This is a genomic window from Streptococcus sp. 1004_SSPC, from assembly GCF_001069025.1.
GTDB classification, from domain to species: domain Bacteria; phylum Bacillota; class Bacilli; order Lactobacillales; family Streptococcaceae; genus Streptococcus; species Streptococcus vestibularis.
Map to the genome: position 1 here is coordinate 1 of NZ_JWGQ01000017.1, position 20,931 is coordinate 20,931.

The window sequence follows — 20,931 nt, forward strand, 5'->3', positions numbered from 1 at the left end:
CGCATAGCGGGTGGTTTATCTGTTTCGCACCTTCGGAGCGAAACGGACTTAAAGTCACATAATCAAAAACCTGCTTCAGAGAGCAGGTTAGATAACTTAATTCTTAGCTTGGAGTTCTTCCACGACCTTAGCTAGGTTCATAGAGTTAGAGCCCTTGAGCAAGATTTGATCGTGCTCGCCTAGGCTTTCCTTGATGTGCTTAACCATAGCGTCAAATTGGTCTTCATCAGCTGTTTTCTTAAAATAATAAACATGACCAAGCGGGAACATTTGACTGGCAAGTTGTGACAATTCTGCAATGTCTTCACCGTAGAAAATCACCGTATCAATAGCATCTGGTGTCAGGCTTAGAATCATCTGCGTGTGAAGTTGAACAGACTGTTCACCAAGTTCTTTCATATCAGCTAGGACAGCGATTTTCTTGCCTCCTTCATTCTTAGGAATAGCTGAGAAGGTTTCCAAAATGAGCTTCATGGCTGTTGGATTAGCATTGTAGACGTCGGAAAGAATATCAGCACCATTGGCTGCTTTTTTCCATTCAGTACGGTTTTTTGTGAGCTGCAAGTTAGCAAGAGCTGAGAGAATATTTTCCTCAGTTACACCCAAGTGTTTGGCGACATAGGCAGCAACCATGGCATTTGTAGCATTGTATTTTCCAGTGACTGGCAAGGTAACTTGTCCGTCTAGGAAGTTTGTTGAAAAGGTGAGATGGTCCTTGAATTCTGTCAACTCAGAGACTGTAAGCTCTGCACCATCCCCAAAGCGTACCACTTCAAGATTGCTTGGCAAGAAAGGATCAACGATTGGATCACTTGGTACAAGTAAGAGACTACCATCAGGCATACCGTCTTGCATTTGCATTTTACCTTGAGCAATCTTGTCACGACTACCGAAGAATTCCAAATGAGCCTCTCCGATTAAGGTAACAACAGCTGTTTTTGGCTTCGCCAAGGTTGACAAGAGGTGAATGTCTCCCATGTGGTCTTGCCCCATCTCAAGGACGATTTTCTCCGTATCATCAGGCATGTGAAGAGCTGTATAAGGAAGACCAATCTCATTGTTGTAATTGCCTTGGGTTTTGTAAGTACGATAGGTTGTGGCCAAGATATCATGAATCATGTCCTTGGTGGTTGTCTTACCGTTAGAACCAGTCACCGCAATAACGTCAACACCGGTCTTTTCAAGATAGTAGGCAGCTAGTTTTTGGAAGGCTTCAAGAGCATCATCAACTAGGATGTGAGCTTGATCAGCTGGCAGGTCTTTTTCTGTGAATGTTGCTAGAGCACCATTCTCAAAGGCTGTTTGGATAAAATCATGTCCATCACGCGCACCTTTTAGTGGCAAAAAGAGGTCACCCGCTGTAATTTTACGGCTATCAAACTCAATTTGGTTTATGGCGACATCTTCATAGGCAGCGACATCATTTTTAGAGCCAACAATCTTGGCAATTTCATGGAGTGTCAGTTTCATCTTAAAATCCTCTATAATATTTTTTACAAGTCTGGCAAGAAGTAAGATTTTCTTGCCTGCAATCACTCCCAATTATATCACAAATCAGGCCAGCTTTTGCTTGGGAGATGAATTTGTTACAATGGTTGATGAAAGGATTAGGCATGACAAAGAAAAAATCAATCAGTCCCTCTAACAAAGAGAAAGACAGAAGAAGTGACTGCCAAAGTATTGAAGAACCTAAAAGCTGGCGCTTTAATTGGAGAAAGGTAGTTCTACTAGAGCCAACATCTGGATTGATCATCTTATTAATACTAGCACTGCTATATGGTGGTTTTTATTATTACCATCATTATACAGTCAACAAAGATAATATTTATGGTCTCTGGCAGTCTGATCATCATCAGTTAGCGATTTCCTATAAGCATATTCGAAAACGAGGAAATATCGACTGGCAGGTCGTACAGGATGGTAAGGATATTATCTATGCTGCTAGAACTCGCCCGGTCAAGCGGCTTAATGACGGAACTCTTCACATGGAGCTCTACACTGTGGAAGGTTACCTGACAGACCTCCCCACTAAGGATGGTTTCAGCTATATGGATTTCTATCTTCGTAAAAACAATTATCTTACCTATGATGGTGAGTCCTACAAACGAATAGACTCCGGAAACAGGTCCATCACTTGGAAAGATGGTTCCACCAGCCCTTATGGTCAACGGAAAACCACTATAGATGAAGTTCTTGAAGCCTTCTATTTGATACTTATGGGTATTTGTTCATTTCTTATCGTGATAGGAGGCTCGGCAAAAGAGGAGAGAAAAGCTAAGTGAGACACCAAAGAAAAAGAAAATACGCTGACCGAAAGAAACTCAACCGAAAGTATCATTCACAAAAAGCATATCGGAAACAACAGAAACACAAAACTGGATGTCGAGCACGTTGGGATAAATTTACATACCGTTTAGCTAACATTTTTGGGGGATGTTTCCTAATCATCTTACCTATATTCATTATCTATGTTATTTTCTTTGATCATAACGTTTATAAAGACAGTATCTATGGCCTTTGGCAATCTGAAAGCCATCAGCTCGCTATATCCTACGAAGGAGGTTACAAGTCAGGTAAGCGCAATTGGGAGATTGTTCAAGATGGAAATGTCCTCATCAAAAATGCACGCGTTGATGATATTAAACGCTTAGAGGATGGGACCCTCTACATTGAAGTTTATGCCGAGGAAAGTCTATTTTCAGACCTTCCCACAAAGCACGGCCACAACTATTTGAATATGTATGTTCGTAAAGACAATTATCTGACCTATAATGGCGAATCCTACAAACGAATTGATGATGAAGACAAAAGCATTACCTGGAAAGACGGTTCAAAATCCCCCTATGGTCAACGAAAGACCTTACTTGATCGTCTGAAACCTTATATCGTATTTGGAATGTTTGGAGGCTTGTTTATATATGTCCTTTTCGTTGAATGGAAGATTAAAAGAAACTATAAAAACAAGTAAAACCACCCCTGCTTCTAGTTAACCTAGATAGCCACGAGGTGGTTTACTTGTTTTATTCTTTTTAAGCAAGACTTCCCCTTAGAGAGGAGTTAGTCTTATTTCACTTCGCCACCTTCAACGACGAGATCGTCAGCATTTGCTGTATCACCGTAAGTTGGGTGAAGTGTTTTTTCATAATCTTTGTGGAAAAAATTCTCTTCGCCAAGTTTCTTAATGTCTTTATTGATAAAGTCAAGGAGTTCTTTGTTACCTTTTTGAACGGCTGGGGCAATGGTGTCTGGGTCACCAAGTGATGTGATTCCAACTTCGTAACCTTTATTTTCTAGAGCCCAAGCAAGAACTTCTGTATTATCAGTTGAGAAGGCATCTCCACGACCATCTAGCAGGGCTTGGTAAGCATCGCTATATTGGTCATATTTTTGTAATTTGATATTTGGGTAGTTCTTTTCAAAGTAAGTTTCAGCAGTTGTCCCCTTAGTAACAATCAAAGTCTTACCTTCAAGCTCTTTAACGTCCTTAATCACCTTGTCTTTAGGTGACACCACACCGATTGAGACTTTCATGTAAGGAAGAGCGAAGTCCACTTGTTTCTTACGTTCATCAGTTACTGTGAAGTTGGCAAGCGTAATATCTACCTTGTTTGAAATCAAGAATTCGGCACGGTTAGCCGCATCTACTGAGACGTATTTAGGTTTAACACCCAAGTCCTTGGCCAAACGGTTACCAAGTTCAATATCGTAACCTTGGTAAGCACCCTTGTTATCTACATAACCGAAAGGTTTCTTGTCCGCAAAAACGGCGATACGGAGTTCACCACTCTTCTTAATTTCTTCGATCGTACGTGCTTTGGCTGTTGATTTACCAGAGCTACTGTTACTTGAGCAAGCAGTCACTGCCACCAAGGCAAAGACGAGGGCTAATAGGGCAAAAATTTTCTTTGTTAATTTCATAAATATCTCCTAAAATAATTTATTTTCACTAAAAACAATGGGTTACAAATAGGCACCAAACTGGCTGAAGTCAAAGACATTGAGGAACTCTTGAGCCCGTTGTGTCTTTGGATGATTGAAGAATTCTTCAGCAGTACCTTCCTCAGCGATGACTCCCTTATCCATAAAGATAATACGGTCAGCGATGGCACGCGCAAACTGAAGCTCATGGGTGACAATCAACATGGTACGGCCTTCTTGAGCGAGGTCGTTAATCAATTCCAGAACCTCACGAACCATCTCAGGGTCAAGCGAAGCCGTCACTTCGTCAAAGAGGATAACTTCAGGATGCATAAGCAGGGAACGGACAATTGCCACACGCTGCTTTTGACCACCTGACAGTTGTCGTGCGAAGCTATGCTTCTTGTCAAGAAGCCCCACACGGTCCAAAAGTTTCTCAGCCTCCGCAATGACTTCTTCCTTGTTACGCCCTTGAGCTTTGACTGGCCCCAAAATCAGATTTTGCAGGATGTCCAAGTGTGGAAAGAGGTCATAACTTTGAAAGACCATTCCGATTTTCTGACGAATCAGATGAAAATCCTTCTTGCTACCAGTGATAGACTTGCCATCTAGGAGAATATCCCCTCCTTGAATAGTCTCCAAGCCATTGATGCAACGTAGCAAGGTCGATTTCCCACAGCCTGAGGAACCCAGGATAACAACGACTTCACCTTGTTTAACATTCAAGGAGATGCCTTTGAGAATCTCATTGTCCCCAAAGGACTTTTTCAAATCCTTGATTTGTAAAATGCTTTCTGTCATCTTAATTCCTCCAACGATTTTCAAGATAAGTAGACAGCTTAGATACTGGGTAACAAATAGCAAAATAAAGAATCAAAATCGTGCCATAAATCCAGAAAGAAGCTGTTGGAATAGTCAGGCGATTACTGTCAATAATCTGCTGACCAACCTTGGTCACCTCAACTACGCCAATCAAAACCACCAAGGACGTAGTTTTAATCATACGTGTCACCAGGTTAATAGCCTGAGGCAACAAGCGACGCAAGACTTGTGGAATAATCACATAGGTATAGAGTTGGCCATTGGTTAGACCAAGGGTCCTTCCACTCTCAAACTGATGTCTAGGTAGTGACGTGATTGACCCACGCACCAAATCACCCATCTCAGCCGTTCCCCAAAGGGTAAAGACGATAATAGCCGATAACTCGCCTGAGATATTGATGTTAAAGTTCCTAGCCAGACCAAAGTAGACTATAAAGAGCAAGACTAGTTGAGGCATGATTCGGATAAATTCCAGATAAATACGTGACAACAGCCGAACAATCTTAGACTTCGAAGTCATGACAATCCCAAAAAGGGTCCCTAGTAAAAGGGAAAGAAGCACCGAAACGATGGAAATTCCAATAGTTACGCCTAAACCTTGTAAGATACGTAGGAAATTATTCCCCTGAAGAAGAACCTGAAAGCCCGAATCCTGCATAGCGTAACCTCCTTTCAATCCAACTAAAGACTAGAGAAATCGGCAGCAACATTAAGAGATAAGTCACCACCAACATGCCTAGAGCCACATCGGTTTCGTAGTAAAGACCAATCAAATCTTTGGCAACATACATCAAATCCGCCAAGGCTACCGCTGAGAATACTGATGTTTCCTTAATAAGGAAAATGACGTTAGCACTGAATGACGGCAACGCCACAGCCACTGCCTGGGGAAGGACCACATAGCGAAAGACTTGAAATGGCGTCAAGCCTATAGACAGGCCCACTTCATGCTGGGTCTGACTAACGGCCTCTAGACCACTTCGGAAGGACTCCGCCATATAAGAACCACCCAAGAAAATCAAACCCACCACAGCACAAGCCTCTGATGATAAAACCAAACCTATACGAGGCAAACCAAAGTAGAGAAAGAAGAGTTGAATCAAGAGCGGCGTATTACGAGATAGCTCAATATAAGCCGTCGAAAGCTGACTCAAAACCGGTACTCGGTAATGACGAATAACACTCACCACCAGGCCCAAAAGGAAGGAACCAAAAATCCCCAGAACGGCAATATGTAAAGTTAAAAAGAATGCCTTCTGATAAAAGGGCAAATACTGTTGAACAATGGACCAGTCCAAAACCTACCTCCTCAAAACAAGATACAAAAGGCGTATAGAATTCCGTGAGCATTCACTGCCATCTACTTCTAGCCCTTTGACTTCACTCGCCTCTGATAATCATTGCGATACGCAAATCGTCATCAAAAACGAACGAATTGCTTTATTTCATTTGAAACGTTAGATTTATTCTACCATCTGTTAGATTATTTGGATAATATGTATTTTTTATCAGCGTGATAAAGAAAAGATATAAATAAAATCTAGATTTCTGTAAAGAAAAAAACACCTCAGTCTCAGAGATTTCTCCAAGACTAAGATGTCTGTCATCTAAATCATAGTGCTTAAATCAAATGGCTTTCACGTTTGTCGAACATTTCTTGTCCCAAGGCTACCAATTCCTTGATAAGATCTGAGTAAGAAAGTCCCATATTTTCCCAAAGTAGTGGGTACATTGACCATTGAGTGAAACCTGGCATTGTATTGAGCTCGTTAAGATAAATGGCTCCATCCTCTGTCAGGAAGAAATCACAGCGGGCAAGACCGCAACCACCTAGGGCACGGAAGGCCTTGGCCGCATAGGCACGCATTTGCGCCATGACTTCTGCAGGAACGTGAGCTGGAATATCCATGGTAATCTTATTGTCGATGTACTTGGCTTGGTAATCATAGAAAGCCACGTCTTTGACCACTTCACCTGGATCAGTTGTTTTGACAGTCGTATTGCCAAGGATACCAACTTCGATCTCACGGGCAACCACACCTTGCTCAATCAAGATACGGCTATCATATTTGAGGGCCAAATCAATCGCTGCACGAAGCTCTGCTTCATTTTCAGCCTTAGAAATCCCAACAGACGACCCCATGTTAGCTGGTTTTACGAAAACTGGGAAGGTCAATTTTTCAAGCGTCTCTGCCACTGCTGCTTCCAAATCTTCACCCTCGATGTAGACTGTATAGGCAACCTGAGGGACACCTGCAACTTCAAGAATATGCTTGGTCATAATCTTGTCCATAGCCACACTTGATGACAAGACATTAGTACCCACGTATGGCAACTTGAGGGTTTCGAGGAAACCTTGGATAGATCCATCCTCACCCATAGGACCATGAAGAACTGGGAATACCACAGCGCCTTCCTCATAAATATCGCTTGGTTTGATAGCCTGACTAGCCACAACTGTGTCATTAGTCATGAGCTTCTCATCATCACCTGGAGTTTCTGTAAATTCTTGTGTTTTGATAAAATCACCAGATTGAGTGATAAAGTAGGTTTTAACCTCAAATGCGCTGTAATCCACCGCACGCATAACACTCTCAGCTGAGAGCACAGACACTTCACGTTCTGCTGAACGTCCACCGTAGAGAAGGATAAGGGTTTGTTTAGACATAGGTATACCGTTTTCTTTTCTTGATTTTCTAGTCTCAGTTTTGAGAACATAATTATCTTAATCATATCACAAAAGGAAGGGATTTTCAAAAAGATTATGGGTAGAAAAAAACAGCCTAAGTGCTGTTTCAATCCTGTCTTAAATTTCGTCACCAAGTTCAAACTTAGTGCCTTTGAGGGCACGTTTGAGAGACCACTTCCATGGTTTACCTTCGATAGTGACTTGTTTGTTTTCGAGGTCAACTTGAACCTTGTCTACGCCTTTGACAGCAGAGAGTTTTTCGGTAACGGTGTTGACACAGCCTTGGCATTTCATTCCTGTGATGTTATATGTTTTTGTCATTTTTCTTTCTTCCTTTTCTTTAATTATTTTTTGATACACACCTTAAGTGGTGGTCATTATAAGTAACTGACGCTTAGACTTTGCGACGTTTGAGACGCAGAGCATTGAGGACGACTGAGACAGAGCTAAAGCTCATGGCAAGTCCTGCTATCATTGGGTCAAGGAGGGGGCCTCCAAAGAGGTGGAGGACACCCATAGCTACTGGGATAGACAAAATATTGTAGATAAAGGCCCAGAAGAGGTTCTCTTTAATCGTCGTGATAGTCACCTGACTAATTTTCAGAGCCTTAACGACATCCATGAGGTTGGGTTTCATAAGGACCATATCAGCACTTTCCATAGCAATATCTGTTCCTGATCCCATAGCAATACCGATATCGGCAGTCGCAAGGGCTGGGGTATCATTGATACCATCACCAACCATGATGACTGACTTTCCTTCTATCTGAAGGTCGCTAATCACCCTAGATTTCTCTTGCGGAAGCACTTGACTGATAACGCGTTTAATGCCAACCTTTTGAGCGATAGCTTGAGCTGTTTGGTCATTATCCCCAGTCAACATGATGACTTCCTTGCCCATTTGATGAAGAGCCGCCACCATATCTGCACTATCTGCTTTAACCTGATCGGCTACACCAAAGAGTCCGATTAACTTACCATCTTCAGCTAGAAAAATCGGTGTTTGACCATCAGCTGTCAAGTTTTGGAAATCAGCTTGTGCTGAAGTCAAGTCGACTTTTTCCTCTGTCATAAGGGTTTGATTCCCAGCTAAATAAGTCTTGCCTGCATAGCTGGCAGTAAGACCTCGTCCAGTCAAACTTGAAAAGTTATCCATCTCTAACAAGTCCAAGTTAGCATTTTCTGCTGCCACAAGGATAGCTTGACCTAATGGGTGTTCAGACTTAGCTTCCAAGGATGCCAAAAGCTGCAAGGCTACTCCACTATTGCCATAGGTATAGCTAGAAACCAACTGAGGTTTACCCTGAGTAATAGTTCCTGTCTTGTCAAAAACGAGGACATCAGCCTTGTGAGCTAGTTCAAGCACATCCCCACGCTTATAGAGAATACCGTGTTCGGCACCAAGGCCTGTACCAACCATGATAGCTGTCGGTGTCGCGAGACCCAAAGCACATGGACAAGCAATAACCAAGACACTAACTGCTACTGTCATAGCGAAGGTAAAGGTTTGTCCCATGACAAAGTACCAAAAGAGACCTGAAACAAGTGCGATAGCCATGACAACAGGAACAAAGACCGCTGACACTTGATCGGCAATCTTGGCAATCGGTGCCTTGGTTTGTTGGGCATCCTCAACCAATTTAATGATTTGGGAAAGCAAGGTGTCCTTACCAATTTTTTCAGCCTCATAAATCAAGCTACCTTGACCATTAATAGAACCTGCAAAAACTGGCTTACCAGCAGTTTTTTCAATAGGGAGTGACTCCCCTGTAAGCATACTCTCATCAATCGCGGAGCTACCAGAAATCACCTGACCATCCACGGCTATCTTTTCCCCAGGTTTGACCACAATATGGTCACCCAGAACAACCTTATCCACAGGAAGTTTGACTTCTTTACCATCTCTAAGGACGGTTGCCTCCTTGGCTGACAAGTGCATGAGTTTCTTGATAGCATCTGAAGTCCGACCTTTAGAGAGGGTTTCAAAATACTTACCTAGAGTAATCAAGGTCAAAATAACAGCCACTGACTCGAAATAAAGCTGGTGGGCGTGATGGGCATGCCCCAATGAAATATGGTAAGTACCATAGAGACTATAAAGAAAGGCTGCCGATGTTGCCAAGGCTACCAAGGCATCCATGTTAGGATGACCCTTGGCCAAGGTACGAAAACCATTGCTATAGAAGGAACGACCCAACCACATGACTGGAACTGTCAAAACTAGCAGCACCAAGGCATAAGTCAAGGCTGCATGGTGAGGAGACAAGAAGTTTGGCACAGGTAGACCGACCATTGGCCCCATAGCTAGATAAAAGAGAGGAATGGTGAAGACAGATGACCAAATGAGGCGCTCACGCACCTTGTGAATCTTGTCTTCTTCACGTTCTTCTTGACTTTTAGCTGTATCTGGATTGTAAACTTCTGCTTCATAACCAGCGTCAGCCACAGCTTTTTCAATCGCTTCTGGACTAACCTTATCCCCAGCATAATCCACAGACATTTTTTCCGTGGTCAGATTAACCACAGCCTTGTCCACACCATCCAACTTATTAACAGCATTTTCAACATTGGCCACACAGGACGCACAGGTCATCCCATTAACCACAAAAGTTTCTTTTGCCATTTTCTAATTCACCTCCATATGATGCCTACAAGCGCATTGACCAGGCACACAGTCACAAACCACCTGATCCACAGGTTCTTTTGCTGCAAGCAAGGCCTGTAACTTATCCACATCGGCCTGGGTCATCGGCGTCTTTGCCATGAGTTGACCCAACAAATCGCTATGTTTGGTCAAACAAATCTTGTCAAAAACAGCTTCTAAAGCCTGAAAATTCGCCTCATCTTCCCCCAAGCTAGCTTGATAGATAAACCCTCGTCCTTGACGCTGACTAGTTAGGTACCCCTTGTCCGCCAAACGTCCAAGCAAGGTCTTTACTGTCGAAGCCGACCAGTCTAGCTTCTTAGCTAGAATCGCTATAATCTCTGAAGAAGTCGCCTGCCCCTTGGCCCAGAGCACTCGCATGACCTCCCATTCCGCAGATGAAATTGTCAGCATGATAGCTCCTTTCTGAATCTTGTTATTAGTTTACGTTTGTAGATTTATTTTAACGCTATTCTAGAATGGCGTCAAGAGTTTTGTCTACATTTGTAGATTTATTTTTGATAAAAAAACTCCCCATTTCTGGAGAGTATCATCTGCTATTTTTCAAAGTGTGAACCGAATGTAACAAATTCAGCGACTTCGTCTTTCTTACCGTCGTCAAGGTCACGGACAATTTTTGATCCCACGATAACACCGTCTGACACAGCGTTAAAACGTTTGATGTCTTCCTCTGTTGACACACCGAAACCTGTGAGGACTGGAATGTCTGCATGGGAAGTCAAGTTAGACAAGTGCTTATCAAGGTCATCACGGTAATTACCAGTCTTACCAGTGACACCATTGATGGCAACTGCGTAGATAAAACCTTCTGCACCATCAATCAACCGTTTCTGACGGTCAAGGCCTGTCGTCAAGCTTACCAAAGGAACAAGAGCAATATCACTATCTTTCAAATATGGTGTGATAAAGTCAGCATGTTCATTTGGCAAATCAGGAATGATGAGCCCCTTGACAGAAGTTTCTGCTAAATCTTTAACAAAGGCTTCAATACCATATTGATAAACTGGATTGATATAAGTCATGATCACCAAAGGCACCTGTGTTTTTTGTTCTTTAAGCTTCTTGATGATAGCCGTTAAGGTCACACCTTTAGCTAAACTACGTTGTCCTGCCAGTTCAATAACGGGGCCATCAGCCACTGGGTCAGACCATGGAATACCGACCTCGATAGCTGAAACACCTCTATTTTCCAAGAGAGCAATAGTCTCAAAGAGTCCGTCTAGACCTTTAGCGTGGTCACCAGCCATGATATAAGGTACAAAAATGCCGTGTTTACTGTCTTTGATAGCTTGTAGGTGTTTTGTTAGTGTTTTTGTCATGGTTTATTTCCCTTCTGCTTCAGCTTCGAAACGTTCTTTAACCTGCATCACGTCCTTGTCCCCACGACCTGAGAGGCAGACGATGAGACTTTGGTCTGGCGACATCTTAGATGCCACTTTTTGTGCAAGCGCAATGGCATGGCTAGACTCAAGGGCTGGGATAATACCTTCCAAACGTGATAGAAGTTTGAAGCCTTCGAGAGCTTCTTCATCTGTGATAGAATCGTAAGTCGCACGTCCAATTTCGTTGAAATAACAGTGCTCAGGGCCAACCCCTGGGTAGTCCAGACCAGCTGAGATAGAGAAGGCTTCCATGATTTGACCATGAGCATCTTGGAGGACATCCATAAGCGCTCCGTGTAGAATACCTGGACGACCTTTGGCAAAGGTTGCAGCGTGTTTATCGGTATCAAGTCCCAAACCAGAAGCCTCAGCACCATACATAGCCACTGACTCGTCATTGACAAATGGGTAGAACATACCGATAGCATTTGAACCACCACCGATACAAGCCATTACAGCATCAGGCAATTTACCGCCAGAAATCTCTGCATATTGGCGTTTGGATTCACGACCGATGACAGATTGGAAGTCACGAACAATTTCTGGGAATGGTGCAGGACCAAGGGCAGATCCCATGATGTAGTGAGTATCCTCGATACCTGCTACCCAAGCACGAAGAGCAGCATTTACAGCGTCCTTAAGCACGCGCGAACCATCTGTGACGCTAAATACCTTGGCACCAAGCAACTCCATACGGAAAACGTTAAGCGCCTGACGTTTAACATCTTCCTCACCCATATAGATCGTACAGTCCATGTCAAAAAGAGCTGCAGCTGTCGCTGTTGCAACACCGTGTTGACCTGCACCAGTTTCGGCGATGATTTTCTTCTTGCCCATACGTTTGGCAAGCAAAACTTGACCAAGGGCATTGTTAATCTTATGGGCACCTGTGTGGTTAAGGTCCTCACGTTTAAGGTAAATTTGTGCCCCACCAATATGATCAGTCAATCGTTTGGCGTGGTAAAGAGGCGTCTCACGGCCCACATAGTTTTTGAGGAGATCATCCAATTCCGCTTGGAAACTTGGATCTTCCTTGGCTTCACGATAGGCCTTGTCCAATTCAATAACGGCTGTCATCAGCGTTTCTGGAACGAACTGACCACCGAATTTTCCATAAAATCCTTTTGCATCAGGTTGTTGATATGTCATGCTTTCACTCTTTCTATAAATGCTTTAATCTTATCTAAATCTTTGTGACCATCTGTCTCGACACCCGAGGACACATCTAAGGCATAGGGGTGGAAAGTCTCCTTGGCCTCTGCCACATTGTCCACAGTCAAACCACCAGCGATGAAATAATCCTGTTCAATCTGTTTGTCCGCCAAGAGTTGCCAGTCAAAGGTCTGACCACTGCCAGCAATGGGAGCATCAAAGAGAAGATAATCCGCCTGGCTCTTGACTTGAGAATCACTATCCGAAATCTGAATAGCTCGAATAACTGGTACTGATATCTCTGGAATCAGAGCTTCATCAAAAGTTCCATGAATCTGAACGATATCTAAGGGAACTTGACTAATCGCTTCTTCCAGTTCCTCAAGGCTTGGTGCAACAAAGACACCGATGATTTTTGTCTGGCCTGTCACTCCTTTAGCTAGCTTGTGAGCTTGTTCAAGACTCACTTGACGCTTGCTTTTGGCGAACACAAAGCCAATGTAGTCAGCACCTGCTTCAACTGCAGTTGCTACCGCTTCTGGTGTCGATAGTCCACAAATTTTAACCTTTGTCAATTTGCAACTCCTTGACCTTCTCAGCCACGTTGTCAGCCGTCATAAGGGCAGTTCCTACCAAAATCCCATTAAAATATGGGGCAACAAGGGCAGCATCCTGACCTGTGAAAATAGCTGACTCAGAAATATAAACAGGCTTGTCCTTGAAATGCGTTGATAACTCAAGACTGGTATTGATATCTGTCTCAAAAGTGACCAAATTACGGTTGTTAACACCGATAATCTCAGCACTAATACGATGAGCCACTTCCAATTCTGGTAGATTATGCGTTTCAACCAAGACTTCCAAGCCAAGGCTAGTCGCAAAATCATAGAGCTCCTTGAGACGATCCTCTGGCAAGGCCGCTACAATCAAGAGAATGACTGTTGCACCCGCATTACGACTACGCACAATCTGTTTCTCATCAATAATGAAATCCTTAGCCAAGGTTGGAATAGCCACCTGTGACGAAATTTCTTTTAAGTAGGAAATATCACCCTTGAAGAAGACCTCATCAGTCAAAACAGAAATCATAGCTGCCCCATTTTCCTCATAGGTCTTGGCCTGAGCCACAATATCCACATCTAAGTTAATATCACCCATACTTGGACTAGCTTTTTTCACTTCAGAAATAATTTGCAGCTTGTTTTGATTTGACTTGAGAAAATCATAAAGACGATAGGTCTGACGTAAGGGCTGCAAGTCCTCCATGACCAACTGAGCCACTTCTTTTTCTTTTTGTTCTAAGATTGTTGGGAGAAAGGCTTTACTCATACTTGTACCTCTTGGAGTTGGCGAAGTTTCTCTAGGGCTGAGCCATCCGCAATCAATTGACGAGCAAGCTCAACGCCTTCTTTAATGGTCGAAACCTTACCATTGGCAAAGAAACCAAGACCTGCATTAAGCACTGTTGTTTCAAGATAAGGACTAGCTTCGTTTTTCAAGACACTAAGGAGAATCTCTGCATTTTCCTTGGCATCGCCACCTGTGATGTCAGACAACTCAACCTTTTCCATCCCCAAATCTTCATAAGTGAAAGTGTGCTGGCTGATGTGACCATCTTCCAAAAGGGTGTAGGTGTTAGTGCCATAGAGGGCAGCTTCGTCCATATTGTCAGGACCTGTGATAATAACCGCACGTTTACGTCCCAACTGTTGAATAGCATTAGCAACAATTTCTTGTAATTCCACACGATAGAGGCCCATGAGTTGTGTCTCAAGGTCAAGTGGATTAGCCAGTGGCCCAACCAAGTTCATAATCGTTGGAATCCCAAGAGCTTGGCGGGCTGGACCAATAAAACGCATAGCTGGATGCATGGTTTGGGCAAAGATAAAGGCCAAACCAACCTCGTCAAGTGCTTTAGATAGGGTTTCTGGTGATGCCGAAACGTTGATTCCAAGAGCTTCAAGAACATCTGCTGAACCAGATTTAGAGGAAATCGAACGGTTCCCAGCCTTGGCCATACGAATTCCACCTGCTGCTAAGACAAAGCAAACCGTTGTTGAAATGTTAAAGCTATAAGACTGGTCCCCACCAGTTCCACAGTTACACATAGCATCTGTGAAGGTCTCAGGCAAGACCGTCGCATGTGATTTGAGGGCACGCACAATACCTGTGATTTCATCTGCTGTTTCTCCCTTAGTTTTAAGCCCCATAAGGAAGGCAGCGATTTGGCTTTCTGAGACTTCATTTTTGAGAATGCGGTCAAAGACTGCTTGGACTTGGTCTTGAGACAAGTCTTGTCGGTTTGAGATTTGTAGGAATATTTCTTTCATATCTGTTTTCCTTTTAAAAACGGTTCAATGTTTTCGGATGCACGAGGAGATGTTTTGAGCGTAGACCAATCTAGTCAACAGACTCTCTAACTAGCCTGCAACGATTTTCACAAAATTTTCAACCATTTTGAGCCCATCTGGACTTCCGATGCTCTCTGGGTGATATTGCAAACCGTAAATTGGTAGCTCCTTATGCTGGATAGCCATGATTTCTTGGTCATCAGTTGTGATAGCTGTCACATCAAAGCCTTCTGGCATTTGGTCAACAACGATGGAGTGGTAACGCATGATTGGGACATCATTGCTGATATCCTTGAAAATTGGCGATGGCGTTTCAAAAGTAATATTGCTTTGTTTGCCATGCATGACATTCTTAGCCAAGCCAAGTTTACCACCAAAAGTTTCCGCAATAGCCTGGTGCCCCAAGCAAATTCCCATCATCGGTTTTTTACCAGCGAAATCCTTTATCAAGGCTTCCATTTTACCCGCATCAGCTGGCCAACCTGGACCCGGTGAAAAGACCAGCCCGTCAGCTTTTTCCGCCTCTTCATAGAGCTTCTCATCATCGTTACGCAAGACCTTTACCTCTGTAAATGTCCCTAGGTATTGTGCCAAATTATAGGTAAAAGAATCATAGTTATCAACTAATAAAATCATTGGGCATCTCCTATTCTTGTCATAGCTTTCGCCTTGTTAATCGTTTCGTAAAATTCATTTTCAGGAACACTGTCATAGACAACACCTGCACCTGCCTGAACATAGGCTTTTTGATTTTTGAGAATCATAGTACGGATAGCAATGGCAAAGTCCATATCTCCTGTCGCAGACAGATAACCAATAGCTCCCGCATAAATACCACGTTTTTCCTGTTCAAGCTCATAGATACGACGCATAGCACGAATCTTAGGCGCTCCTGACACGGTTCCAGCTGGTAGAGTTGATTTAAGAGCATCAAGGGCTGTCAACTCAGGCAAGAGGTGCCCTTTGACCACACTGGTAAGATGCATGACATAGCGGAAATACTCAACCTCCATATACTTGGTCACCTTGACCGTACCATTTTTAGCAATCTTACCAATATCATTACGTCCCAAGTCAACCAACATACGGTGTTCCGCAGTTTCTTTGACATCATGTGAGAGTTCATCCGCTAGAGCAGCGTCTTCAGCCTCATTGGCACCACGAGGGCGAGTTCCAGCAATCGGATTGGTTACCACCTCTCCATTTTTCACTGAAACCAAGCTCTCTGGGCTAGCACCAATCACCTGATAATCTCCAAAATCATAGAAATAAAGGTAGTTTGATGGGTTGGTCACGCGCAAGTTACGGTAGTAATCCAAAGGATCTCCCTCAAAGTCCGCTGAAAAGCGTTGACTAAGCACACATTGGAACATATCTCCCTCACGAATGAGTTTCTTAGCCTTAGCCACCATGTCCATGAAGACTTCTTTTTCGATATGATTCGAAAATTGCAAGGCTTGTAAGGCTTGAGGTGTAAACTCGTTTGGCGCCTGATTCTGGAGGTCCATTACCACCTGACCAAGAGCCTGACGCACCGCATCGTTGTCACGACCAGAGTAGATATTGTCCTCAACCACATAAACCTTTTCCTTCTTGTGGTCAAAAATCAAATAAGACTCATAGATGAAGAAATGCATATCAGGTGTCCCAATCGTGTCTTCAGGAATTTCCCCGATATTTTCATAGAGACCAATCATGTCATAACCTGCAAACCCGATAGCACCACCTGCGAAAGGTAGGTCAGACTTGATGCCCTTGACTGTTACTTGGTCCAAGTATTCGAAAGGATCCTGATCAATCGCCTTACCATTTTCATAAAGAACACCATCCTTGAAGGTTACTTCAAAGACCGGATTGTAGGCAACAATAGAAAAACGTGCATTTTCCTTCTCACGAGGAATAGATTCAAGGATAACCTTGTGTTCCCCCTGAACACGCATATAAGCCAAGATTGGTGTTAAGGTATCGGCTGGTAAAATTTTTCTCATAGTATTTCCTTTCAAACTGGTTTATCGAGAGTAATAAGACTGATGCAAGACTCCTTTATAGGATGTATCGGCACCACTATTGTTCTTTGTTAACTTTATCTTCCAAAGCAATAAAGGCTTGAATCATGCTTCGCTAAACACTTTCAACCACATCTGGTAACAAGCCAAGCTCTAATGCTTGCTTACGACGGTTAGCTATCACTTGCGCAACACGATTACTAGCCTGGACAGTAGCCTTGTCTCCCTTGGGCTTAAGCCGCCCTGCCTTTTCCACAAGTCTTTGACGTTGGGCCAGGAGTCGAATTAACTCTCTATCAATATCATCAATAACTCTTCGAACATTGCTTAATGCAGCCATAAATACCCAAGCTTTCATTAAACAATAAAATGACACTTCTTTTAGGTAAAGAGACCTTTAAAGATAAAAGTAAACAAAAAACCTCACAGAGAAAAACTCTGTGAGGGCATTAAATCTAGTTTAACACGGTACCACCTCAGTTAACAGTCTCAAAAAACGACCATCATCTCTATCTCCTCCAACAAGGAGTTGCACGGTAAGGGGTGCCAACCGAGAAGAATATGTGTTACCTTCTCATTATCATCCAATCAGCCCAATGTTCGCTCATCTCGATTACCTACTCACAATCACCGCAGGCTCCCTGAAAATCTAAGACCAGTTACTTTCTGATTTAATAACTATTGTACTCTTTTTTAGAGGGATGTCAAGAATTTTCTGTTAATTTTGACAATTCCTATCCCATAAGATTCGTCTATAGCTAATACAGAGAGTGAGATAGCCTTGTCCCTAAGCTATACAAAATAAAAAAATCCCCAAAGGGACTTTCTTTGTTTGATAAACAACGGCAGGGGGACAATCCTGCATCTCTTTCAGACCCGAAGGTGCGGCGGCTGCCTCTTCCGCCCTCGTTGTTATTCCTTACCCATATTATATCACATTTTCTTCACTCTACCAGCATTTATATAGTTTTTCAGCTTAGAATCTTTAATCACAAACATGGTACGGACATTAAGTTTATCACATAATCTGACCGCTACCAAAACATTACCATCAATACGTTTGATGTATTCCAAGGACTGGCCATTAGGATGGCGACCGATATAGTCCGGATGAGCAATAATCTCTGGAATACGTTCATAGGTGGCATCAAAATCACTGAATTCCTGGCGATGTTTTTCCATATGCTTCTTACGTTGTGCAGACAGCGTGATGTCTTCACCAGGATTGTAGTCCAAATCAAAAGCTTTAATGACTTTTGGCGTCAAGTGCCCTACTATTTTCATGCCTCTATTGTACCATACCTAATGCCCATCAAGGATTTTCCTAATGTTCAGCTATCAAACAACTCAAGCCTGTTACCAAGCCCGAGTTTTGCTTTATGCTTTTTGGAAAGCACCTTGTTTATAGCTAATCCAGAAGAAAAGCGGTGTACAGATAGCCATTGCGACCAGATAAATTGGCAAAGTGTAGCTATTAAGTGTTGAGATTGCAATCACATCTCGAAGATAGTAGGAGCTGATTAGGAAGCCAAAGACTGAGTAGATAATCAAGGCCACGCGCCCCTTATTCAACGGGATACAAGCACGAATAACGGCAAGAACACCCGTTGATCCCATCATATAATAAGACAGCGTCAGCATGTCCGTATTGCTCATGCCAAGATAGACCTGAGACAGATGGAAAATAAGAACACTGATAACCAGCATCAAGGCATTAGGAATAGACAACTGGAGCGAACGTCTGAGGAAATGTTTCTCAACAGGACGAATATTACGTTCGAAGGTTAGAATAAATGGTGGAAAACCTTCGATAAATTGACCCGCCAAAGTCATCTGAACTTGAATAAAAGGGAAGACCAAGAGGTACTCTGCCTTACCAAAAACAATACTGGCAATACAGATAAGCCCCAAAAGGAAGGAATAAACAGTTTTAATAAGGAAAATCGGTGCAATGTGGGCAATATTATTAACCACACGGCGTCCCTCAAATAGAATTTCAGGAATGTCCTTAAACTCAGAATCCATAAGCACTAAGTTGGCAATCTGACGTGTTGCAGGATCTCCCTCTGCCATAACAATCGAACAATCCGCTTCACGCAGTGCCAAGATATCATTGACACCATCACCAGTCATAGCTGTCGTATGCCCATTGGCATTAAGGGTTTGGATTAACAACTTTTTCTGGTGCGGAGATACACGACCAAAAATCGCAGTATCCTCAGCCAAAGCCTCCAACTCCTCATCGCTGACCTTACAACAGTCAATATAGCTTTGATAGTCGGCAAAACCAGCTTGATGAGCAATATGAGAAACCGTCACTGGATTGTCACCAGAAATAATCTTAAGCGTCACATCTTCTGAACGCAGGTATTCCAGAGTTTCTGCAGCATCCTCACGAATAGGATCGGCAATTTCAAGTAAAGTCAAAGCCTCGACGTCATTCGGCAAAATCATGGTCTCTGTATCAACACCTGACTGACTCCAAGCCAAAATCAAAACACGAGACCCTCGTGCCTGAGCCTGATCGACTGCTTTGGGATTTTCCTTAAGAAGCATCTCAGGTGCTCCCAAAAAGAGAGTTCCAAGCCCATTAACGCTCACAGCACCCCATTTACGATCACTTGAAAATGGAATAACGTCACCTACCTGATAATGATGTTCCAGACTCTCAAAAGCATTTCGAATAGCCTGAGCTGTTGCGTTTTTATCCTTGCTATGTTGCATATAAGCCGCAAGCAAACGCTCCAACTCCTCTTTCGTAAAACGCTCTGACAGTAGTTCCAGTCCTTTAACTGTCATCTTTCCTTGTGTAATCGTCCCTGTCTTATCTAAACAAAGCACATCTACACGAGCCAAGGTTTCAACAGAGTACATCTCTTGCACAAGGATGTGTTTCATCCCAAGCTTAATGACAGCCGTCAAAAGTGATGTAATGGTCAAAAGAGCAATTCCCTTAGGCAACATTCCCAGAAGGGCTGTCGAACTGGTAACGACCGACTCTTGAAGAGAAAGCTGCTTAATCATGTAAGCTTCAAAAAAGAGTGCAAGCCCAAATGGTATAACAATCTTTCCCGTAAACTTAGCAATCTTATCCATATTATAAAGGATACGGGACACGATTGGCTTATGAGTCTTGGCCTCTAACATGAGCTTGTTGGCGTAATTGTCCTCGGCTACGTTAATGACCTTAGCATAGACCTGACCACTCACAAGATAAGAACCCGAGAGTAGCTCCTTCCCATCTTTCTTTAGAATGTGATCACTCTCACCAGTCAGCATAGCCTCGTTAAGCTCAGCCATCCCATCAATAACCACGGCATCACTGGGCACCTGCTCACCCGCAGACAAGAGCATGACATCATCCAAGACAATATCCTTAGGATCGATAGAAACAAGCTGTCCATCACGCACCACACGAATCTGATCCTGATTCATGAGATTAAGCTTATCAATCATGCGACGGGCACGCAACTCCGTCATCATCCCCGTAAAAGCATTAAGCACAATAATCCCAAAGAAAAAAAGATTAGACCAAGCCTGAACAGCAATCAAAGCCACAAAGATTGCAAAATTGAGCACATTAAAGGAGTTAAAGACATTACGCCTAAAAATCTCCCAATTGCTGGAGCCAGTTTTTGCTTTAAAATGATTTGTTTTACCGGCATCTATCCGCCGCTTGACCTCCACCTGCGTCAAGCCTTGTAACTGTTTTTTCATAACTTTCATAGTAGCATAAAAATGAGGTGTTTTCAAAGGTTAGCCGTCATGAGTAACAAGGAAATAGACCTACTATATCGAACCGCTATCCCCACCTTGTTTTATCAAATTAAGCTACTTTCAAATAACAAAGGCAGGAGTCCCTACAAAACACTTCTATGCTATCTTTTTCTCTAATTAAACCTACTTTGATAAATTAAATTAAACAACCACTGAAGATTGATTAATG

The 20,931-nt window shown here is 43.0% G+C and carries 20 protein-coding genes and 1 pseudogene; 2 read left to right on the plus strand and 19 right to left on the minus strand.

The features are described from left to right. Nucleotides 1-96 precede the first annotated feature (96 nt). Nucleotides 97-1,470: a UDP-N-acetylmuramoyl-tripeptide--D-alanyl-D-alanine ligase gene (locus tag ADF62_RS01955; RefSeq protein ID WP_048787942.1), complete on the minus strand. Its 1,374-nt coding sequence runs from the start codon at nt 1,468-1,470 to the stop codon at nt 97-99. 143 nt (nt 1,471-1,613) lie between these two features. Between ADF62_RS01955 and ADF62_RS01960 the strand changes: the two are divergent. Continuing rightward, nucleotides 1,614-2,310: pseudogene (locus ADF62_RS01960) on the plus strand (hypothetical protein). After that, entirely contained in the window at nt 2,279-2,968 is a 690-nt protein-coding gene (locus ADF62_RS01965) for a hypothetical protein (protein WP_048787943.1), read from the plus strand. The pseudogene ADF62_RS01960 and the gene ADF62_RS01965 overlap by 32 nt, the downstream one beginning before the upstream one ends. A 95-nt stretch (nt 2,969-3,063) precedes the next feature. Here the strand turns inward: ADF62_RS01965 and ADF62_RS01970 are convergent, their stop codons facing one another. The 18 genes from ADF62_RS01970 to ADF62_RS02055 all read right to left on the minus strand — a co-directional run bounded on the left by ADF62_RS01970 (nt 3,064) and on the right by ADF62_RS02055 (nt 20,711). Beyond that, nucleotides 3,064-3,918: a cysteine ABC transporter substrate-binding protein gene (locus ADF62_RS01970; RefSeq protein ID WP_048787944.1), complete on the minus strand. Its 855-nt coding sequence runs from the start codon at nt 3,916-3,918 to the stop codon at nt 3,064-3,066. A gap of 42 nt (nt 3,919-3,960) precedes the next feature. Beyond that, complete coding sequence (locus tag ADF62_RS01975; protein ID WP_048787945.1) at nt 3,961-4,719, minus strand: amino acid ABC transporter ATP-binding protein; 759 nt, start codon at nt 4,717-4,719, stop codon at nt 3,961-3,963. A 1-nt stretch (nt 4,720) separates the two neighbouring features. Next, nucleotides 4,721-5,398 carry an amino acid ABC transporter permease gene (locus tag ADF62_RS01980; RefSeq protein ID WP_048787946.1) on the minus strand — a complete coding sequence of 226 codons (678 nt, stop codon included), beginning with the start codon at nt 5,396-5,398 and terminating at the stop codon, nt 4,721-4,723. Continuing rightward, the gene (locus ADF62_RS01985; RefSeq protein WP_048787947.1) at nt 5,358-6,038 is read right to left on the minus strand and encodes an amino acid ABC transporter permease; all 681 of its coding nucleotides are present in this window, start codon (nt 6,036-6,038) and stop codon (nt 5,358-5,360) included. Before ADF62_RS01985 ends, ADF62_RS01980 begins: the two co-directional genes overlap by 41 nt. Nucleotides 6,039-6,361: 323 nt before the next feature. Continuing rightward, on the minus strand, nt 6,362-7,408 hold the full coding sequence (locus ADF62_RS01990) for a D-alanine--D-alanine ligase (RefSeq protein WP_048787948.1): 1,047 nt from the start codon (nt 7,406-7,408) through the stop codon (nt 6,362-6,364). 138 nt (nt 7,409-7,546) lie between these two features. Continuing rightward, nucleotides 7,547-7,750, minus strand: a complete 204-nt coding sequence (gene copZ, locus ADF62_RS01995; RefSeq protein ID WP_002891592.1) for a copper chaperone CopZ — start codon at nt 7,748-7,750, stop codon at nt 7,547-7,549. 73 nt (nt 7,751-7,823) lie between these two features. After that, entirely contained in the window at nt 7,824-10,052 is a 2,229-nt protein-coding gene (locus ADF62_RS02000) for a heavy metal translocating P-type ATPase (RefSeq protein ID WP_048787949.1), read from the minus strand. Nucleotides 10,053-10,055: 3 nt separating this feature from the next. Beyond that, nucleotides 10,056-10,487, minus strand: a complete 432-nt coding sequence (locus ADF62_RS02005) for a CopY/TcrY family copper transport repressor (RefSeq protein ID WP_048787950.1) — start codon at nt 10,485-10,487, stop codon at nt 10,056-10,058. Between the two features lie 143 nt (nt 10,488-10,630). Further along, a complete protein-coding gene (gene trpA, locus ADF62_RS02010) occupies nt 10,631-11,413 on the minus strand; it encodes a tryptophan synthase subunit alpha (protein ID WP_048787951.1) in 783 nt (260 codons plus the stop codon). A 3-nt stretch (nt 11,414-11,416) separates the two neighbouring features. Then, a complete protein-coding gene (trpB, locus tag ADF62_RS02015; RefSeq protein WP_048787952.1) occupies nt 11,417-12,625 on the minus strand; it encodes a tryptophan synthase subunit beta in 1,209 nt (402 codons plus the stop codon). Beyond that, a complete protein-coding gene (locus ADF62_RS02020) occupies nt 12,622-13,203 on the minus strand; it encodes a phosphoribosylanthranilate isomerase (protein WP_003093795.1) in 582 nt (193 codons plus the stop codon). Before ADF62_RS02020 ends, trpB begins: the two co-directional genes overlap by 4 nt. Beyond that, entirely contained in the window at nt 13,190-13,957 is a 768-nt protein-coding gene (gene trpC, locus ADF62_RS02025; protein ID WP_048787953.1) for an indole-3-glycerol phosphate synthase TrpC, read from the minus strand. Before trpC ends, ADF62_RS02020 begins: the two co-directional genes overlap by 14 nt. Further along, a complete protein-coding gene (gene trpD / locus ADF62_RS02030; protein ID WP_048787954.1) occupies nt 13,954-14,958 on the minus strand; it encodes an anthranilate phosphoribosyltransferase in 1,005 nt (334 codons plus the stop codon). The genes trpC and trpD overlap by 4 nt, the downstream gene beginning before the upstream one ends. 90 nt (nt 14,959-15,048) lie before the next feature. Next, the gene (locus ADF62_RS02035; protein WP_048787955.1) at nt 15,049-15,615 is read right to left on the minus strand and encodes an aminodeoxychorismate/anthranilate synthase component II; all 567 of its coding nucleotides are present in this window, start codon (nt 15,613-15,615) and stop codon (nt 15,049-15,051) included. Continuing rightward, the gene (gene trpE / locus ADF62_RS02040; RefSeq protein WP_048787956.1) at nt 15,612-16,967 is read right to left on the minus strand and encodes an anthranilate synthase component I; all 1,356 of its coding nucleotides are present in this window, start codon (nt 16,965-16,967) and stop codon (nt 15,612-15,614) included. Before trpE ends, ADF62_RS02035 begins: the two co-directional genes overlap by 4 nt. Nucleotides 16,968-17,100: 133 nt before the next feature. Continuing rightward, complete coding sequence (locus ADF62_RS02045) at nt 17,101-17,325, minus strand: chorismate mutase (protein WP_048787958.1); 225 nt, start codon at nt 17,323-17,325, stop codon at nt 17,101-17,103. Nucleotides 17,326-17,918: 593 nt separating this feature from the next. After that, nucleotides 17,919-18,269, minus strand: a complete 351-nt coding sequence (locus ADF62_RS02050) for a PBECR2 nuclease fold domain-containing protein (protein WP_003096357.1) — start codon at nt 18,267-18,269, stop codon at nt 17,919-17,921. A 93-nt stretch (nt 18,270-18,362) separates the two neighbouring features. Then, on the minus strand, nt 18,363-20,711 hold the full coding sequence (locus tag ADF62_RS02055) for a cation-translocating P-type ATPase (protein WP_048787957.1): 2,349 nt from the start codon (nt 20,709-20,711) through the stop codon (nt 18,363-18,365). Between the last annotated feature and the right edge of the window lie 220 nt (nt 20,712-20,931).

What these genes read in the sequence shown, in the direction of transcription:
- ADF62_RS01955 (WP_048787942.1), bottom strand. Translation starts at nt 1,470, where the DNA reads ATGAAACTGACACTCCATGAAATTGCCAAGATTGTTGGCTCTAAAAAT.
- ADF62_RS01970 (WP_048787944.1), bottom strand. Translation starts at nt 3,918, where the DNA reads ATGAAATTAACAAAGAAAATTTTTGCCCTATTAGCCCTCGTCTTTGCC.
- ADF62_RS01975 (WP_048787945.1), bottom strand. Translation starts at nt 4,719, where the DNA reads ATGACAGAAAGCATTTTACAAATCAAGGATTTGAAAAAGTCCTTTGGG.
- ADF62_RS01980 (WP_048787946.1), bottom strand. Translation starts at nt 5,398, where the DNA reads ATGCAGGATTCGGGCTTTCAGGTTCTTCTTCAGGGGAATAATTTCCTA.
- ADF62_RS01990 (WP_048787948.1), bottom strand. Translation starts at nt 7,408, where the DNA reads ATGTCTAAACAAACCCTTATCCTTCTCTACGGTGGACGTTCAGCAGAA.
- copZ (WP_002891592.1), bottom strand. Translation starts at nt 7,750, where the DNA reads ATGACAAAAACATATAACATCACAGGAATGAAATGCCAAGGCTGTGTC.
- ADF62_RS02000 (WP_048787949.1), bottom strand. Translation starts at nt 10,052, where the DNA reads ATGGCAAAAGAAACTTTTGTGGTTAATGGGATGACCTGTGCGTCCTGT.
- ADF62_RS02005 (WP_048787950.1), bottom strand. Translation starts at nt 10,487, where the DNA reads ATGCTGACAATTTCATCTGCGGAATGGGAGGTCATGCGAGTGCTCTGG.
- trpA (WP_048787951.1), bottom strand. Translation starts at nt 11,413, where the DNA reads ATGACAAAAACACTAACAAAACACCTACAAGCTATCAAAGACAGTAAA.
- trpB (WP_048787952.1), bottom strand. Translation starts at nt 12,625, where the DNA reads ATGACATATCAACAACCTGATGCAAAAGGATTTTATGGAAAATTCGGT.
- trpC (WP_048787953.1), bottom strand. Translation starts at nt 13,957, where the DNA reads ATGAGTAAAGCCTTTCTCCCAACAATCTTAGAACAAAAAGAAAAAGAA.
- trpD (WP_048787954.1), bottom strand. Translation starts at nt 14,958, where the DNA reads ATGAAAGAAATATTCCTACAAATCTCAAACCGACAAGACTTGTCTCAA.
- ADF62_RS02035 (WP_048787955.1), bottom strand. Translation starts at nt 15,615, where the DNA reads ATGATTTTATTAGTTGATAACTATGATTCTTTTACCTATAATTTGGCA.
- trpE (WP_048787956.1), bottom strand. Translation starts at nt 16,967, where the DNA reads ATGAGAAAAATTTTACCAGCCGATACCTTAACACCAATCTTGGCTTAT.
- ADF62_RS02045 (WP_048787958.1), bottom strand. Translation starts at nt 17,325, where the DNA reads ATGGCTGCATTAAGCAATGTTCGAAGAGTTATTGATGATATTGATAGA.
- ADF62_RS02050 (WP_003096357.1), bottom strand. Translation starts at nt 18,269, where the DNA reads ATGAAAATAGTAGGGCACTTGACGCCAAAAGTCATTAAAGCTTTTGAT.
- ADF62_RS02055 (WP_048787957.1), bottom strand. Translation starts at nt 20,711, where the DNA reads ATGAAAGTTATGAAAAAACAGTTACAAGGCTTGACGCAGGTGGAGGTC.